The sequence below is a fragment of the Rhizobium sp. LARHSG275 genome, from assembly GCF_052871115.1.
The window spans coordinates 1-14,337 of record NZ_JBIXJN010000028.1 but is presented as its reverse complement, the minus strand read 5'-3'; the positions used below and the strand labels follow the sequence as shown (position 1 = coordinate 14,337).

The 14,337-nt window shown below is 61.0% G+C and carries 16 protein-coding genes and 1 pseudogene; 9 read left to right on the top strand and 8 right to left on the bottom strand.

Annotation, left to right across the window (positions count from 1 at the left end):
* Nucleotides 1-113 precede the first annotated feature (113 nt).
* The 6 genes from pal to ybgC form a co-directional block, all read right to left on the bottom strand.
* Nucleotides 114-641: a peptidoglycan-associated lipoprotein Pal gene (gene pal, locus ACIPSK_RS29010; protein WP_162118843.1), complete on the bottom strand. Its 528-nt coding sequence runs from the start codon at nucleotides 639-641 to the stop codon at nucleotides 114-116.
* Nucleotides 642-794: 153 nt separating this feature from the next.
* Nucleotides 795-2,105, bottom strand: coding sequence for a Tol-Pal system beta propeller repeat protein TolB (tolB, locus tag ACIPSK_RS29005; protein WP_162118844.1), 1,311 nt, complete (start codon nucleotides 2,103-2,105; stop codon nucleotides 795-797).
* Nucleotides 2,106-2,126: 21 nt separating this feature from the next.
* Entirely contained in the window at nucleotides 2,127-3,263 is a 1,137-nt protein-coding gene (locus tag ACIPSK_RS29000; RefSeq protein ID WP_162118845.1) for a hypothetical protein, read from the bottom strand.
* Nucleotides 3,264-3,271: 8 nt separating this feature from the next.
* Nucleotides 3,272-3,724: a protein TolR gene (tolR, locus tag ACIPSK_RS28995; protein ID WP_162118846.1), complete on the bottom strand. Its 453-nt coding sequence runs from the start codon at nucleotides 3,722-3,724 to the stop codon at nucleotides 3,272-3,274.
* Nucleotides 3,725-3,742: 18 nt separating this feature from the next.
* Nucleotides 3,743-4,462: a protein TolQ gene (tolQ, locus tag ACIPSK_RS28990; protein WP_162118847.1), complete on the bottom strand. Its 720-nt coding sequence runs from the start codon at nucleotides 4,460-4,462 to the stop codon at nucleotides 3,743-3,745.
* 378 nt (nucleotides 4,463-4,840) lie between these two features.
* Nucleotides 4,841-5,296: a tol-pal system-associated acyl-CoA thioesterase gene (gene ybgC / locus ACIPSK_RS28985; protein WP_017968104.1), complete on the bottom strand. Its 456-nt coding sequence runs from the start codon at nucleotides 5,294-5,296 to the stop codon at nucleotides 4,841-4,843.
* Nucleotides 5,297-5,415: 119 nt separating this feature from the next.
* Between ybgC and ACIPSK_RS28980 the strand changes: the two genes are divergently transcribed.
* The 7 genes from ACIPSK_RS28980 (at nucleotide 5,416) to ACIPSK_RS28950 (ending at nucleotide 12,073) form a co-directional block, all read left to right on the top strand.
* Nucleotides 5,416-6,636 carry an NAD-dependent epimerase/dehydratase family protein gene (locus ACIPSK_RS28980; RefSeq protein WP_162118848.1) on the top strand — a complete coding sequence of 407 codons (1,221 nt, stop codon included), beginning with the start codon at nucleotides 5,416-5,418 and terminating at the stop codon, nucleotides 6,634-6,636.
* Between the two features lie 387 nt (nucleotides 6,637-7,023).
* A complete protein-coding gene (locus ACIPSK_RS28975) occupies nucleotides 7,024-7,848 on the top strand; it encodes a glycosyltransferase (RefSeq protein ID WP_162118849.1) in 825 nt (274 codons plus the stop codon).
* Nucleotides 7,845-8,762 (top strand): NAD-dependent epimerase/dehydratase family protein, encoded by a 918-nt coding sequence (locus tag ACIPSK_RS28970; protein ID WP_162118850.1) that lies wholly within the window; start codon nucleotides 7,845-7,847, stop codon nucleotides 8,760-8,762. The genes ACIPSK_RS28975 and ACIPSK_RS28970 overlap by 4 nt, the downstream gene beginning before the upstream one ends.
* Before the next feature lie 60 nt (nucleotides 8,763-8,822).
* Entirely contained in the window at nucleotides 8,823-9,530 is a 708-nt protein-coding gene (locus tag ACIPSK_RS28965; protein WP_162118851.1) for a hypothetical protein, read from the top strand.
* A 117-nt stretch (nucleotides 9,531-9,647) separates the two neighbouring features.
* Nucleotides 9,648-10,235, top strand: coding sequence for a 5-formyltetrahydrofolate cyclo-ligase (locus ACIPSK_RS28960; protein WP_162118852.1), 588 nt, complete (start codon nucleotides 9,648-9,650; stop codon nucleotides 10,233-10,235).
* 3 nt (nucleotides 10,236-10,238) lie between these two features.
* Nucleotides 10,239-11,063, top strand: a complete 825-nt coding sequence (locus ACIPSK_RS28955; protein ID WP_017968110.1) for a TIGR00282 family metallophosphoesterase — start codon at nucleotides 10,239-10,241, stop codon at nucleotides 11,061-11,063.
* A gap of 164 nt (nucleotides 11,064-11,227) precedes the next feature.
* On the top strand, nucleotides 11,228-12,073 hold the full coding sequence (locus ACIPSK_RS28950) for an MBL fold metallo-hydrolase (protein WP_162118853.1): 846 nt from the start codon (nucleotides 11,228-11,230) through the stop codon (nucleotides 12,071-12,073).
* Nucleotides 12,074-12,196: 123 nt separating this feature from the next.
* On the opposite strand, the gene ACIPSK_RS28945 is transcribed toward ACIPSK_RS28950, so the two are convergent.
* Nucleotides 12,197-12,700: a pyridoxamine 5'-phosphate oxidase family protein gene (locus ACIPSK_RS28945; RefSeq protein WP_017968112.1), complete on the bottom strand. Its 504-nt coding sequence runs from the start codon at nucleotides 12,698-12,700 to the stop codon at nucleotides 12,197-12,199.
* A 138-nt stretch (nucleotides 12,701-12,838) separates the two neighbouring features.
* Between ACIPSK_RS28945 and ACIPSK_RS28940 the strand changes: the two genes are divergently transcribed.
* Together ACIPSK_RS28940 and ACIPSK_RS28935 are read left to right on the top strand one after the other, a co-directional pair.
* Nucleotides 12,839-13,273, top strand: a complete 435-nt coding sequence (locus ACIPSK_RS28940; protein WP_162118854.1) for a DUF6636 domain-containing protein — start codon at nucleotides 12,839-12,841, stop codon at nucleotides 13,271-13,273.
* 116 nt (nucleotides 13,274-13,389) lie between these two features.
* Nucleotides 13,390-14,136, top strand: a complete 747-nt coding sequence (locus ACIPSK_RS28935) for a YebC/PmpR family DNA-binding transcriptional regulator (RefSeq protein ID WP_162118855.1) — start codon at nucleotides 13,390-13,392, stop codon at nucleotides 14,134-14,136.
* Between the two features lie 95 nt (nucleotides 14,137-14,231).
* Here ACIPSK_RS28935 and ACIPSK_RS28930 read toward each other — a convergent pair.
* Nucleotides 14,232-14,337 (bottom strand): annotated as a pseudogene (locus ACIPSK_RS28930) (IS5/IS1182 family transposase); the annotation flags it as partial.

Here is a 14,337-nt window from a genome sequence, read left to right as displayed (position 1 = left end):
AGATTTTTCCAATTGCTTTCAAAAAGCAACGGAGTCTGGCCAAAGTGTGGTCAAAAAGAAAAGGCGGCCCCACGCGGGACCGCCTTTCGAAAAAGCGAATTGTTGCTCGGCAATTACATGCCGGCGCCGCCAAGCACGGTAACCGCGCGGCGGTTCTGCGACCAGCAGGAAATGTCATCGCAGACGGCGACCGGACGTTCCTTGCCGTAGGAGATCGTCTTCAGGCGCTGCGCCGGGACGCCGCGCGAAGCGAGATAGTCCTTGGCGGCCGCCGCACGGCGGGCGCCGAGCGCGAGATTGTATTCGCGCGTGCCGCGTTCGTCGGCATGGCCTTCGACGGTGATCTGGTAGTTCGGGTAGCGGGCGAGCCACTGGGCCTGACGGTCGAGCGTCTGCGAGGCATCGGCGCGGATCGACGAGGAGTCGGTATCGAAGAAGATACGGTCGCCGACATTGACGGTAAAGTCCTGGGCGGAGCCCGGCGTTGCCGCACCAGCGCCGAGGCCAAGATCGCCGGCACTGTTCGGCGTATTCTTCTTGGCGCAGCTTGCGAGCGCGAGACCGGCGATAAGCGCGATCATGACGGGGTTGCGGGCGAAATTCTGCATGCGGCTCATTGCCGGGGTATGAATTCGGCTCATGGCCGGTCTCCTTGCGATTTCATCAGGGTTTCCGGACAGTAACCGCACTCGGTTAACCGCCCCTCAAAGATTATGGTTAACGATTTACTGATTTGTCCCGTGATCGCCCGGTTTTCATGATTTTGAGGCGACATGAAGGCATTGCCGGACCTGCTACTCCATAAGCGGCGACCAGGCCGGGTCGGAACCGTAGGTCGGCGTCTTTACGAGCTGCTCGTTGTAACCGGTCAGATCGATCGAATAGAGCTGCGGACCACCTGCGCCTGCCGCCTGGCGGAAGAACATCAGCACGCGGCCGTTCGGCGCCCAGGTCGGGCCCTCATTGTGGAAGCCGGTCGTCAGGATGCGCTCGCCGGAACCATCCGGCTTCATCACGCCGATTGAGAACTTGCCGCCGGCCTGTTTGGTGAAGGCGATGAGATCGCCGCGCGGCGACCAGACCGGCGTCGAATAGGAGCCGTCGCCGAAGGAGATACGGGTCTGGCCCGAGCCATCGGCGTTCATCACGTAGATCTGCGGCTTTCCGCCGCGGTCGCTTTCGAAGCTGACACGTGCGCCGTCAGGCGAATAGGAGGGCGAGGTGTCGATTGCCGCCGTCGAGGTCAGGCGCGTGGTCGTGCGCGAACGCAAGTCCATCGTATAGATATTGGAATTGGCGTCCTGCTGCAGGCTCATGATCACCTTCTGCCCATCCGGCGAGAAGCGCGGCGAGAAGGTCATGCCGGGGAAATTGCCGACGACTTCGCGCTGCCCGGTTTCGAGCTGCAGCAGATAGACCCGCGGCTGCTGGTTGGCAAAGGACATGTAGGTGACTTCCTGCCGGCTCGGCGAGAAGCGCGGCGTCAGCACGAGATCGCTGCCATCCGTCAGCATCCGCACGTTGAAGCCATCCTGGTCCATGATCGCCAGCTGGCGCTTGCGCTGCTGCTTGGTACCGGATTCGGAGACGAAGACGACGCGGGTGTCGAAATAACCTTCTTCGCCGGTGATCTGCTTGTAGATTGCATCGGCGATGATGTGGGCAACACGCCGCCAATTCTCCGGCTGCGTGTAAAACTGCTGACCGGTCATCTGCTGGCCGGCAAAAGTATCCCAGAGACGGAACTCGGCACGAAGACGACCATCCGCTTCCTGCGTAACTCGGCCGGTGACCACCGCCTGCGCGTTAATAACCTTCCAGTCCTCGAATCGCGGCGAAGCGTCCGGGTTGGAAATTTTCTCGATGAAGGCAGTTTTGCTGATCGGCGCAAACAGCCCGGAACGCTGGAGGTCGGCGGCGATCACCTGTGAGACCTGCGCACCCATGTCACCCTGGAGGAAGTCCGTCACTGCAATCGGCAACGGCTGAACGTTGCCCTTGTTGATATTGATCTCGACGAGAGCGTTCGCCGGCGTCGCGAACGCGGCAGCGGTCATCAGACCCGCAGCGACCATAATGGCGCGGAAGAAGGAACACTTTTTCATGGAGGAAAAGCCTTTCAGCATTTAGATTCCTAGATCGCTGGGGTCGAAGTTCACGACAACTTCGTTCCAGGCGTCGTATTTGTCTTTCGGGAGCGACGAGAAAGGGGCCGATTTCATGATGGCGCGATAGGCCCCCCCGGCAAGCGCCCGGCGAGTAGATTCATTATCGCCACCAACCGCCTCTACCTCCGGCTCACCGACGATATTGCCGTCCTGGTCGAGCTTCATATGCACTTTGATGCGCACGTCGCCCATGCCTTCCATGCCGGGAATAACCGACCAATTGCCGGCGATGGCGCTCTTCAGCGCGTCCATCTCGCTCATGGAAAGCTTCGAGCCGCCATTGCTCTTCTTCGCGCCGAGCGATGCCTCCTGCGTCGAACGTTTGGCGCCGCCAGCGGAAGGGTCGGTCTTGTTCAGCAACGCCGCAACCTCGTCGGCATTGAAATCGCTCTTCATCGACGAGGCCGATTTCGCAGTCTCCTGCTTCTGATCGGCCTTCTTCTTTTCGGTCGGCTTCTCGGCAGCCTTCGGCTGGTCGGCTGTCTTTTCCGGCGGCTTTTCGGCGGGCTTCTGTGGTTCCGGCGGTTTCACCTGCGGCTTGGCGACGGGCGTCGGCACATTGTCCGGCAGCGCTTCGGCATCGGGCTTCGGCGGCTCCTCCGGCTTGGCCTGTTCTTCCGGCGGTTTTTCCTCGGGCTTCGGCGGCGTTACTTCCGCCGGCTTCGGCGGAGGAATCGAGGCGACCTCCTTCGGCTGCTCGACTTCCGTTTCCTCCTTGACGATCTCCTTGACGTCATTCGGCTTAGGATCGATCTTCGGCATCGGCTTTTCGCTTGAATTCGCAGCGGCAGCCTCCGTATTGCTGGGTTTGGCATTCGGCACCGGAGGCATCTTCAGATCGACATTGTTGTCGCCGGCATTCTCGGCAGGCTGCGCGATCGGCGGACGTGTCGTCGGCACCGGCGCTGATGTCTCCTTCTTCGGAGCCTTCTTGTCGCCTTGCTGCATCTGGGTAATGGATTCCACCGGCACCAGATCGACCGGCATCGCCTCGAAATCCTCCACCTTGAAAGATTCCGGCGCGCTAAGCGACACCAGCGCCCAGGTAAGCACCAGCCCGTGCAAAACAGCAGATGTGATGACGCTGGCCTTCATTTTGCGCGCTATTGGTCCTTCTTCTGCTGCGTCACGAGTCCGATATTCTTGAAGCCTGCGCCCTGGATACGGGCCATGACGTCGGCGATCACGCCGTAAGGCGCTGTCGCGTCGCCGCGCACGAAGATACGTTCGTTATAACCGGTGGTGGCGATCGCCTCGAGCTTGGCGGCGATCTCCGCGGCCGGGATCGAGGTTTCCTGCAGGAACACCTCGCCGTCATTCTTGACGGAGATGGTGATCGGCTGCGTCTCGGAATTCAGCGCCTTGGCCTGCGTTTCCGGCAGGTCGATCGGCACGCCGACGGTCATCATCGGTGCCGCGACCATGAAGATGATCAAAAGCACCAGCATGACGTCGACGAGCGGCGTCACGTTGATTTCGGAAATCACGGCCCTGTTCCGACCGCCGCGACGGCGGCGTCCGCCGCCTCCGCCATTGCCTCCAACAGCCATACCCATGTGAGAATACTCCGTTGGTTACTGAGCGGCAGCGCGCGGCTGCAGTTTCTCGTCGATCTGGCGCGAAAGTATGGCGGAGAATTCATCCGCGAAACCTTCCATTCGACCCGAGAGCTTGCCGGCATCGGCAGAGAACTTGTTGTAGGCGATAACTGCCGGGATAGCGGCGACGAGGCCGATCGCGGTGGCAAGCAGCGCTTCGGCGATACCGGGCGCGACGACCGCAAGGTTGGTCGACTTCGAACCGGCAATCGCCTGGAACGAGGTCATGATACCGACGACCGTGCCGAACAGACCGATGAACGGACCGGCTGAGCCGATGGTCGCGAGCGACCCGAGACGGGCGCCGAGAAATTCGGATTCGCGGGCGAGCGTCACGTCCATCGCACGATCGATACGCATCTGCAGGCCGATCGGCGAGCGGGCGCCGCGTTCGAAGGATTTCTTCCATTCGCGCATGGCAGCCACGAAGATTGCCGCGAGCCCCGTATTGTTGCGTTCCGACAGCGAGCGGTAGAGTTCTTCGAGCGACTGGCCCGACCAGAACACCTGTTCGAACTTGTCGAACTGGCGCCGCGCGCGGCCATAGGCCAGGTATTTGTCGATGACGATCGCCCACGTCCACACCGAGGCTGCGATAAGCCCGAGCATGACGAGCTTGACGACGATGCCGGCCTGCATGAAAAGCGACCAGAGGCTGACGTCCGTCGCTGCTGCTGCCAATCCTACTTGTTCCATTGGTCCAAAATCCCCGAATCCAAACGCCCGGTGCTGGACCGGGCGGCACAAACTGATCTCGCAAGAAGTGTCCGGCGGCCGCCGCCCAAAGCCCTGGTCAAACTTCCAAGCTCATCTTCCGCCTTCTTGCCGTCAAATTTGGTCAAAGGAAGGCGTGCACCGCACAAACTCCGACTTTCCCAGTAAGACACTATTATGGTTAATAGATCGTTAGTGCCGGACTGTGACAGTAAGCCTGTATTTGGAAGATTTCGTTCCATGGATTACTTGACCGGAGCAAAGTCCGGCTGCCGAAAGAGCGCTCATCCTGCGGCGGCGCGGGAATTCCTTCACATAAAGTTCAAGTTTTGACAAGGTCCGATTTTTCGGCAATTCGGACTATAGCGGCGTGCTGCCTTCAAGGAATTTCGCTGCCAGTGTTTCCGGCAACCGCCTCGGCCGCCCTCGAGCGTTGATGACGGCGATGATCACCCTGGCGGCGATCAGCAGCGTCTCGCCCGAGCGGATCTGCTGATTGAGCACCATCTTGGCGCCGCCGGCTTTTTCCGTATGCGTCAGGATCGTCAGGACATCGTCCATGCGCGCCGGGCTCTTGAAGTCGATCTCCATGCGGTGGACGACGAAGACGAGGCCCTCCTCGTCGGCGGTGACGAGCTCGCGCTGCTCGACGCCGAGGCAGCGCAGATAATCGGTGCGGCCGCGCTCCAGGAAATGTAGGTAGCGGGCGTGATAGACCAGGCCTGAGAAGTCCGTATCTTCATAATAGACCCGCTGGACGAGGCGGTGTCCGGCCTCCGTCAGCTCTCCCGAAATGGAAAAAGGGCGTTCCGTCATAATTTTCTCCAAACTGAGGTGCCCTCTTTGGCGCAACGCTTCCAGACAGGCAAGCATTGAATAACTGTCACAATTCCTAACTATTCCCGACAACGAGCGACCAATCAGGAGACGATGCGATGAAGATTGCGGTTATGGGCGGAGATGGTTTCATTGGTTGGCCAACATCGCTGCATCTCTCCGATGCCGGTCACGACGTCCATATCCTCGACAATCTCTCGCGCCGCTGGATCGACACCGAACTCGGCGTGCAGTCGCTGACGCCGATGGATTCGATCCAGGAGCGAACCCGCATCTGGCATGCCGAAACCGGACGCCGTATCCACTTCAATCTGATCGATCTCGCCAAGGATTACGAACTCCTGAAGAACTGGCTTTCCGAACATCGCCCGGATGCCGTCATCCATTTCGCCGAACAGCGGGCCGCGCCCTATTCGATGAAGAGCGACCGCCACAAGAACTACACGGTCAACAACAATGTCAGCGCCACGCACAACCTGCTGAACGCGCTGACGGAGCTCAATCTCGATACCCATCTCATCCATCTCGGCACCATGGGCGTCTACGGGTATTCGACGGTCGGCGCGGCGATCCCCGAGGGTTACCTGCCGGTCGGCATCGAAACCACAGCCGGCGATATGGTCAACCAGGAGATCCTCTACCCGTCCAATCCCGGCTCGATCTATCACATGACCAAGTGCCTGGATCAGCTTCTCTTCCAATTCTACGCGAGGAATGATGGTCTCAGGATCACCGATCTGCACCAGGGCATCGTCTGGGGCACGCATACCGAGCAGACACGCCGCCACACGCAGCTGATCAACCGTTTCGACTACGACGGCGATTACGGCACGGTGCTGAACCGCTTCCTCATCCAGGCGGCGATCGGCTACCCGCTGACGGTACACGGCACCGGCGGCCAGACCCGCGCCTTCATCCATATCCAGGATTCGGTGCGCTGCATCGAGCTGGCGCTGAAAAACCCGCCGGCTCGTGGCGCCCGTGTCGAGATCTTCAACCAGATGACGGAAACCCACCGGGTGCGCGACCTCGCCGAGATGATCGCGGGGATAAGCGGCGCCAAAATTGCCTGGCTGCCCAACCCGCGCAAGGAAGCCGCCGAGAACGAGCTGATCGTCCGGAACGAAAAATTCCGCGATCTCGGCCTCGACCCGATCACGCTGGAAGCAGGCCTGCTCGGCGAAATCGTCGACGTCGCCAAGAAATTCGCCTATCGCGTCGACCGCGCACGCGTGCCTGCTGTTTCCGCCTGGACCAGGGATATCGCCGCGACGATCAATCACGATCCGGAAGGCAAGCGGTTGAAGTCGGTGTCGTGAGTGCGGCATTATGACGAGCGCCAGGCAGCCTGCGGCCAACCCACAAACTCACCCTCATTACGTCAGCTCAATCACGGGCGGGCACCCCATTCGAGCTCGCCAAAGCGGGAAGGTCGCGGCTTGCTCCCTCTTCTCCCCAGCGGGGATCCGAAGGACGGGTCGAGACCCGTGGCTCGACCCCGGTCGGTGGCCCGAAGGGTCGGATGAGGGGGCCACACGGCACGCCATTCATTGCCCTTCGCTTACGCTCAGCGCATTCACTCCTGTCGTCGCTCACCCCCTCAACCGCCTGCCGGCACCTTCTCCCCGCCGGGGAGAAGAGACGTGTAGCAACGCCTTGCCGTCTCTGCTTCGCCGGAGCAAGATATATCGGGGAAGCGGAACCCGATGAACCGCTCGTCCGCCTTCGCCTATGTCACGCTCGTCACCAATGCCGACTACGTCATGGGCGCGACCGCGCTTGCCCGCTCCCTGCGCCGAACCAGCACCAGCGCCGACATCGTCGTCCTCCACACCGGCGGCGTCGATGCAGCCGCCCTCGCGCCCCTGAAAGCGCTCGACTGCCGCCTGATCGAAGTCGAGCATTTGCCGCTCTCCGAGGCCTTCAACGAGCGCCACGCCCGCAGTCAGCTCCATTCGACAGCCCCTTTCACCAAGGGCCGCAAGCCGGATTTTCATTCGCCGCTCGACAATTTCTGCAAGCTCAGGCTCTGGCAGCTCGTCGAATATCAGCGCTGCGTCTTCATCGACGCCGACGCTCTCGTACTGAAAAACGTCGACAGGCTCTTCCTCTATCCGGAATTTTCCGCCGCCCCCAATGTCTACGAAAGCCTCGCCGACTTCCGCCGCATGAATTCCGGCGTCTTCGTCGCCACGCCCTCGCATGACACATTCCGGCACATGCTCGAAAGGCTTGACAGGCTGGACGCCTTCTGGCGGCGCACCGATCAGACCTTTCTGGAGACGTTCTTCCCGCATTGGCACGGCCTGCCGGTTTATTTCAACATGCTGCAATATGTATGGTTCACCATGCCGGAGCTTTGGGACTGGAAGAGCATTTCGATCCTGCATTACCAGTACGAAAAACCGTGGGAAAAGGATCATCCCAAAGCAGCGCGGCTACAACCCTTGATCGATCTGTGGCACCGTTTCCACGATGGCGGCGATGTGCCTGAGGTGACGGCGCTGGACAATCCGGAAGGGGCAGCATGAAGGTACTGGTGTCGGGTGGAACGGGTCTTGTCGGCCGGTATGTGGTCGAGGAGCTGCTGGCCGCCGGATATCAGGTGATCGTCGGTGGGCGCCGCGCGCCGCTGCCCCGCCTCTTCTCTCGCCCGGTCGAGTTCGCAGCGCTTTCGCTCGACCCCGACAAGGATCAGATCGACGTCTTCGATGACGCCTATTTCTTCGTCCACGCCGCTTTCAGCCATGTCCCGGGCAAATATCGCGGCGGCGAGGGCAACGATCCGAAGACCTTCCACAGGTTGAACCTCGACGGCACCGTTCGGCTTTTCGAAGCCGCCAAACGCGCCGGCACGCGCCGCTGCGTCTTCCTGTCCAGCCGCGCCGCCTATGGCGAACACCCGCCAGAAACCGAACTGACGGAGACGATGCTGGCCAAGCCCGAAACACTCTACGGCCAGGTCAAGCTCGATGCCGAACGGGCGCTTGCCCATCTCTCGACGCCGGGTTTTGCCGGCGTGAGCCTGAGGCCGACCGGCGTCTATGGCGATCTCTCGCCGAACAAATGGGACGGCCTCATCGCCGACTACCTCGCCGGCCACACGGTTGTTGGCCGCGTGGGAACCGAGGTTCACGGCCGCGATCTCGGGCGGGCGGTACGGCTGATGTTGGAGACGGAAAGCACCCGCATCTCCGGCGAGGTCTTCAACGTCTCGGACATGTCGGTCGACACGCGCGATATCCTTTCACGCATCCGCCGAGAGACGGGCTGTCGGCACGCGCTGCCGGCCGCTGCCGATAGTGCCGCGCTCAACCCCATGAACACTACGAAAATCCGCGCGCTCGGCTGGGCGCCCGGCGGAGTGCCTCTGTTCGAGGAGACGATGCAGCGGCTGGCCGCTGCGCTTCCCGAACCCCCAAGACACAGTTCCACGCAAGTCTGACGTTGCAGAATGCGCCCGAATTGCAATCGGGGGCCCGAATTAAAGATCGGGGAATTGTCCATGCAGGTCGCAACCACGTCTGCCTCCATCATCTTGCGCGGCACGTCTTCGACGGCAGCCATTTCAGCCGCCGGAACCGAGACCGATCAAGGCGTGCTGAAGCTGCAGCGCGCCACCCAGGCGCTGCAGCAGATGCGCCAGACCTTGGCGAACTCGGGAGACGAGGCCAAGGCGAAAGCGCAACGCAAGCTCGAAGAGGCAAAGCAGCAATTGGAGATACTGCGCAGCTCCAACATGGCTCCGGAGGTGGTCGCCCGGCTGGCCGCCGAACTGGCACGCAAGGTCGGCACCGCCGCCTCCGAATTCGCATCATCAGTCGCGGCCGACAGCCCGGCAACGGCTGTTCCAGTGGATGCAACCACGGATGCGACGGCAATCGCAACCAGCGGGGCCGCCGCTGCGCTGACGGATACTTCCGGAGAAACTGCCGCCGGCGAGACCGGCTCCCAGGAACCGGACGCCGCCACCAACGCCCGTAACGCCTATGCCAGCGTCGCCGAGGATGCCCCGAAATTCTCGGGCATCTCGGCCGATGATCGCGAAACGATGGAAGAGTTCAAGGCGGTCGTGCGCGAACTCAAGCAAGTGCTCGAAAAGGCGATGCGCGAGCTGCGGCTGCAAGACCGGCAGACCGGAGCCAATGCCGTTCCTGATATGACGGGCTTCTCCATCGCCGCGGCGACAATACCGAAAAGCATCATCGTCTGACGATCGCTGCCGCCGGCGGCCGAGGCGTGAAACGCGCGTGATACCGTCGCATCCGGCATTTGCATCGGACATCCCGCCGTCTATGCTCGGGTAAATCTCTCAGAATCGGCAGATCCAATGACCGCGAAAGAATTGAAAGCGCAGTTGCGCAACGAGCGGCTGTCCGCCCGCGACGCTATCCCCGCCGAGAAACGCGCCTCCAAAAGCTTCGCAATGGCCGAACATGCCGGCGAGGCTGTCGGTTTTGCACTGGGTACGATCATCTCCGGCTTTCTGCCGATCCGTTCGGAGGCCGATCTCAGGCCGCTGATGACGCGCTTTGCCGTGCGCGGTGCGCGGCTCTGCGTGCCGGCGATCCTCGATCGGCAGACCATCGTCTTTCGCGAGCTGGCCGAAGGTGCACCCCTCGTCGATACTGGCTTCGGCACGGTCGGCCCCGGCACAGATGCCGCCATTCTTGATCCCGAGATCATGCTGGTGCCGCTTTCGGCATTCGATATCAGAGGCCACCGCATTGGCTACGGCGCCGGCCACTACGACCGCGCCATCAGCCGGCTAAGGCAAAAAGGCCTGCATCCGAAGCTGATCGGCATTGCATTCGACTGCCAGGAAGTGGCACATGTGCCCGCTGAGCCGCACGACATAAGCCTGGATGCCATCCTGACAGAAAGCGGCCTTCGCTTTTTTGCCTCTTGGATTGGATAGGGAATGCGGCTGCTTTTTCTGGGTGACATGGTCGGCAAGACGGGACGCACGGCGGTCTGGGACCGTCTTCCCGGCCTGGTTTCCGACCTCAAACTCGATTTCGTCATCGTCAACGGCGAGAACGCCGCTGGCGGCTTCGGTATCACCGAGGACATCTTTCTGGAAACGATCAATGCCGGCGCCGATGTGGTAACGACAGGCAATCACGTCTGGGACCAGAAGGAAGCCGTCGCTTTTGCCGGCCGTCACGATCAGTTCCTGCGTCCTGCCAACTATCCGCAAGGCACGCCTGGCCGCGGCTCCGGCCTTTTCTATGCCAGGAACGGCGCGCGGGTGCTCGTCGCCAACGTCATGGGCCGGGTCTTCATGCATCCGGAACTCGATGACCCTTTCAAATCGGCGGAAGTCATCCTCGACGCCTGCCCGCTGAAGGAACAGGCCGACGCGATCATCTTCGATTTCCATGCCGAGGCGACCAGTGAGAAGCAGTGCTTCGGCCATTTCGTCGACGGCCGCGCCAGCTTCGTCGTCGGGACCCACACGCATGTACCGACCGCCGACGCACAGATCCTGAACGGCGGCACCGCCTATATGTCGGATGCCGGCATGTGCGGCGACTACGACTCCTCCCTCGGCATGGACAAGGAGGAGCCGCTCAACCGCTTCATCTCCAAGATGCCGAAGGGCCGCATGGAGGCCGCGACCGGCCCCGCGACGATCTGCGGCGTCGGCGTGGAAATCTCGGATGCGACGGGACTTGCCGAAAAGATCGCGCCGCTCCGGCTCGGACCGCGGCTGGCGGAGACGGTGCCGGAGTTCTGGCGGTAGCAGGCTGCGGGCGCCATCCAACACGCAATTGTGAGCATCCTCCGTCTGGACCCCTGCGGCCTCATGCCGCATCCTCCCGCCATTCGCGCATAACCCCGAAAATCGGAATCGATTTTCGGGGTTATGCGCCGATCGAAGGGGTGATAGAGCGCCGGAGGTGTGGCATGAAGCCGCGATATCTTGTCCTCGCTATCGCATGCCTTGCGGCCTTCGCCGCGCCGAATCTTGCCGGGGCACAAGAACTGCGGCCACCGGCCAGCCAGTGCCAGGCGATCGCGCAAACCATACCCAAGATGACCTTCGCAAGCTTTTCCGGCGTTCCGCCGCTGATGCCTGCCGCCTTCGAGGGCGAGGACGTCAAACTGACCTTCCTCGGCCACTCCACCTTCGAGATCGAAACGCCCTCAGGCATCGTCATCGCCACAGATTATAATGGCTGGTACAGGCCGGCGACGATGCCCGACGTCGTGACCATGAACAAGGCGCATTCGACCCACTTCACCTTGACGCCCGATCCCGGCATCAAGCATGTGCTGCATGGGTGGAGCGATATTCCAGGCGAGAAGGCGAATATCAATCTCGTCGTCGGCGATGCTTATATCCGCAACGTCACGACGGATATCCGCTTCAGCTACGGCCTCGGCGGTGCGCACGAGAACGGCAACTCGATCTTCATTTTCGAAATCGCCGGCCTCTGCATCGGTCATCTCGGCCACCTGCACTACGAACTGACGGATGCCCATTATACCGAGATCGGCCGCCTCGACATCGTCATGGTCCCCGTCGACGGTGGCCTGACGATGGGCGCCGACAGCATGAGCCGCGTCATCAAGCGGCTACGCTCGTCGCTGATCCTGCCGATGCACCGGCGCGGTCCGCCGGTCGAAGCCTTCGTTTCGATGTTCGGCAAGGATTTCGACGTCGTCAATGCGCCCGATGACAGTATCACCGTCTCGATGCGCACGTTGCCGAAAAAACCGCTGATCTATGTGCTGAAGGGTGTGCAGTAAACAGGCTCGGCGGTTTTCCGCGCGTCTTTTAGGCGCGCAAAGGACGCTGTAGCACTCTGAACTGCTGCATAATTCTATCCCTAAATCGATTCCAATTTAGGAATTATCCAGGAGCCTCGCACATCAGGCGAACTGCAGATGGCGCTTGATGCCGACATCCGGCATTTTGTCGTCGTCGAGATTGGCCTTGGCGATCTCCCAGCCGAATTTCAGCGTGTTGCCTGTGGAAACCCAGATTTCGGCGTCATCGACATGGAGGGACAGCATGGTAAGCTTGGGGTCCTTCTTGCCGCCGTCATACCAGGCCGCGACGATCGAACTCCAGTATTCCTCGATCTTGGAAGGGTCGGGGCGCACGTCGATCACGCCGGCAAGGCAGGCGTGATAGTCGTGATCCTTGCCGATGACGCAGAAATGCGCGCGGCTGCCGGGCTTGATGGCGCGCACGATGTCGGCATCGGTCTTGGTGTAGAACCAGATGGTGTTGGTGGTGGGATCGGCATGCGGTGCCATCGGCTGCATGTGCATGTCCAGTCCGGAAATTCCGAGCATGCCGGCATGAACATCGTTGACCTGATCCCAGAGCTGACGTGCTGGATGTTCCTGCGCCTCGCTGAGACTTGCCATGACCGTTCCTTTCCGTTGTATGGAGTTCGGTTTGAAACGTCATCTCCTCGCCTTTGTTCCGTTCGGAAGCAGCGGACGGTGCCCTCTTTTCCGCGCAGGGGAATATGCGATAGTGCGCGCCTGACCGGGAGGATCACGATGCGAACAGGACATTCGATTCTGGCTTTGATCTTTTGCGCAGCCTTTGCGCCCACAGGCCTTGCGGCGGAAAAGACTTTCAAGCCCGACGGGAACGGTCAGGTCGTCTTCGTCACGCCCACAAGAAATATCGGCTGTGTCTATACGCCAAAGGGCGGCGTCGAAATGTATGTTCCCGAAGACGGCGGTCCGGAGCTTGCCTGCGATCGCATCGAGCCGCTCTACGTCCGCCTCATCCTGCCGGCGAGCGGCAAGGCCTATATCTTCAAGATGGTCGGCGACACCGCCTGCTGCAGCGAAGAGCATGTGCTCGACTATGGCGAGAGCTGGAGGGACGGGCCCTATTCCTGCACCTCCAGCACGGAAGGGTTGCGCTGCCGACGCCGGGACGGACATGGTTTCTTCGCTAGCCGCAAGCGCCTGACGTTTGACTGAGACAGGCGACAGACCCGTACATCATGCGGCAAATCTACCGCTTTTTCCTTGAACGGGTGCCGTTTCACTCTTATAAGGCGGCCCATTCCGAACAATGAGACGTGAACAGGGGTGCCATGGCTGGCCATTCACAGTTTAAAAACATCATGCACCGCAAAGGCCGTCAGGATGCCGTGCGGTCGAAAATGTTCTCCAAGCTTGCGCGCGAAATCACCGTTGCCGCCAAGGCCGGCCTGCCCGACCCGACGATGAACGCCCGCCTTCGGCTGGCGATCCAGAACGCCAAGGCCCAGTCCATGCCGAAGGACAATATCGACCGCGCCATCAAGAAGGCAGCCGGCGCCGACGGCGAGAATTACGATGAAGTCCGCTATGAGGGCTACGGCCCCGGCGGCACGGCGATCATCGTCGAGGCCCTGACCGACAACCGCAACCGTACCGCCTCCAACGTGCGCTCGAGCTTCACCAAGGCTGGCGGCGCTCTCGGCGAAACCGGTTCCGTGTCCTTCTCCTTCGACCATGTCGGCGAAATCACCTACAAACTCTCCGTCGGCGATGGCGACAAGGTGATGGAAGCCGCGATCGAAGCCGGCGCCGACGACGTCGAAACCGACGAAGACGGCCACTACATCACCTGCGCCTTCGAAGCCCTCGGCGACGTGGCGAAAGCGCTGGAATCGAGCCTCGGCGAAGCCGAAACCGTCAAGGCCGTCTGGCGTGCCCAAAACAACGTCCCGGTAGACGAGGAAAAAGCCCAGTCGCTGCTGAAACTCATCGACAGCCTGGAAGACGATGACGACGTGCAGAACGTCTATTCCAACTTCGAAGTCTCGGAAGAAGTCCTGGCGAAGCTCTCGGCCTGATCTCCTCAGGTAGGTGTCAAATAAAACCCGGATGCAACGCCGGGTTTCTTCTTGCCGTAAAGGATTCAGATTTTAGAACCTGACTCGAAAAGGTTTCAACGATATCCGTATCTTGCCAAGCGTCGTGTCAGGACGCGGATGTGGGCGATAGTGATCCATGCTTCGGCTGAAGCGAGGGACTTTTCCCAATCCTTGGCCAAG

Bases quoted from the DNA above. Each gene is read 5' to 3' on its own strand.
- tolQ (WP_162118847.1), bottom strand. From the start codon at position 4,462: ATGGAACAAGTAGGATTGGCAGCAGCAGCGACGGACGTCAGCCTCTGG.
- ACIPSK_RS28975 (WP_162118849.1), top strand. From the start codon at position 7,024: ATGAACCGCTCGTCCGCCTTCGCCTATGTCACGCTCGTCACCAATGCC.
- pal (WP_162118843.1), bottom strand. From the start codon at position 641: ATGAGCCGAATTCATACCCCGGCAATGAGCCGCATGCAGAATTTCGCC.
- ACIPSK_RS28965 (WP_162118851.1), top strand. From the start codon at position 8,823: ATGCAGGTCGCAACCACGTCTGCCTCCATCATCTTGCGCGGCACGTCT.
- ACIPSK_RS28960 (WP_162118852.1), top strand. From the start codon at position 9,648: ATGACCGCGAAAGAATTGAAAGCGCAGTTGCGCAACGAGCGGCTGTCC.
- ybgC (WP_017968104.1), bottom strand. From the start codon at position 5,296: ATGACGGAACGCCCTTTTTCCATTTCGGGAGAGCTGACGGAGGCCGGA.
- ACIPSK_RS28980 (WP_162118848.1), top strand. From the start codon at position 5,416: ATGAAGATTGCGGTTATGGGCGGAGATGGTTTCATTGGTTGGCCAACA.
- ACIPSK_RS28950 (WP_162118853.1), top strand. From the start codon at position 11,228: ATGAAGCCGCGATATCTTGTCCTCGCTATCGCATGCCTTGCGGCCTTC.
- tolR (WP_162118846.1), bottom strand. From the start codon at position 3,724: ATGGGTATGGCTGTTGGAGGCAATGGCGGAGGCGGCGGACGCCGCCGT.
- ACIPSK_RS28940 (WP_162118854.1), top strand. From the start codon at position 12,839: ATGCGAACAGGACATTCGATTCTGGCTTTGATCTTTTGCGCAGCCTTT.
- ACIPSK_RS28955 (WP_017968110.1), top strand. From the start codon at position 10,239: ATGCGGCTGCTTTTTCTGGGTGACATGGTCGGCAAGACGGGACGCACG.
- ACIPSK_RS28970 (WP_162118850.1), top strand. From the start codon at position 7,845: ATGAAGGTACTGGTGTCGGGTGGAACGGGTCTTGTCGGCCGGTATGTG.
- ACIPSK_RS28935 (WP_162118855.1), top strand. From the start codon at position 13,390: ATGGCTGGCCATTCACAGTTTAAAAACATCATGCACCGCAAAGGCCGT.
- tolB (WP_162118844.1), bottom strand. From the start codon at position 2,105: ATGAAAAAGTGTTCCTTCTTCCGCGCCATTATGGTCGCTGCGGGTCTG.
- ACIPSK_RS29000 (WP_162118845.1), bottom strand. From the start codon at position 3,263: ATGAAGGCCAGCGTCATCACATCTGCTGTTTTGCACGGGCTGGTGCTT.
- ACIPSK_RS28945 (WP_017968112.1), bottom strand. From the start codon at position 12,700: ATGGCAAGTCTCAGCGAGGCGCAGGAACATCCAGCACGTCAGCTCTGG.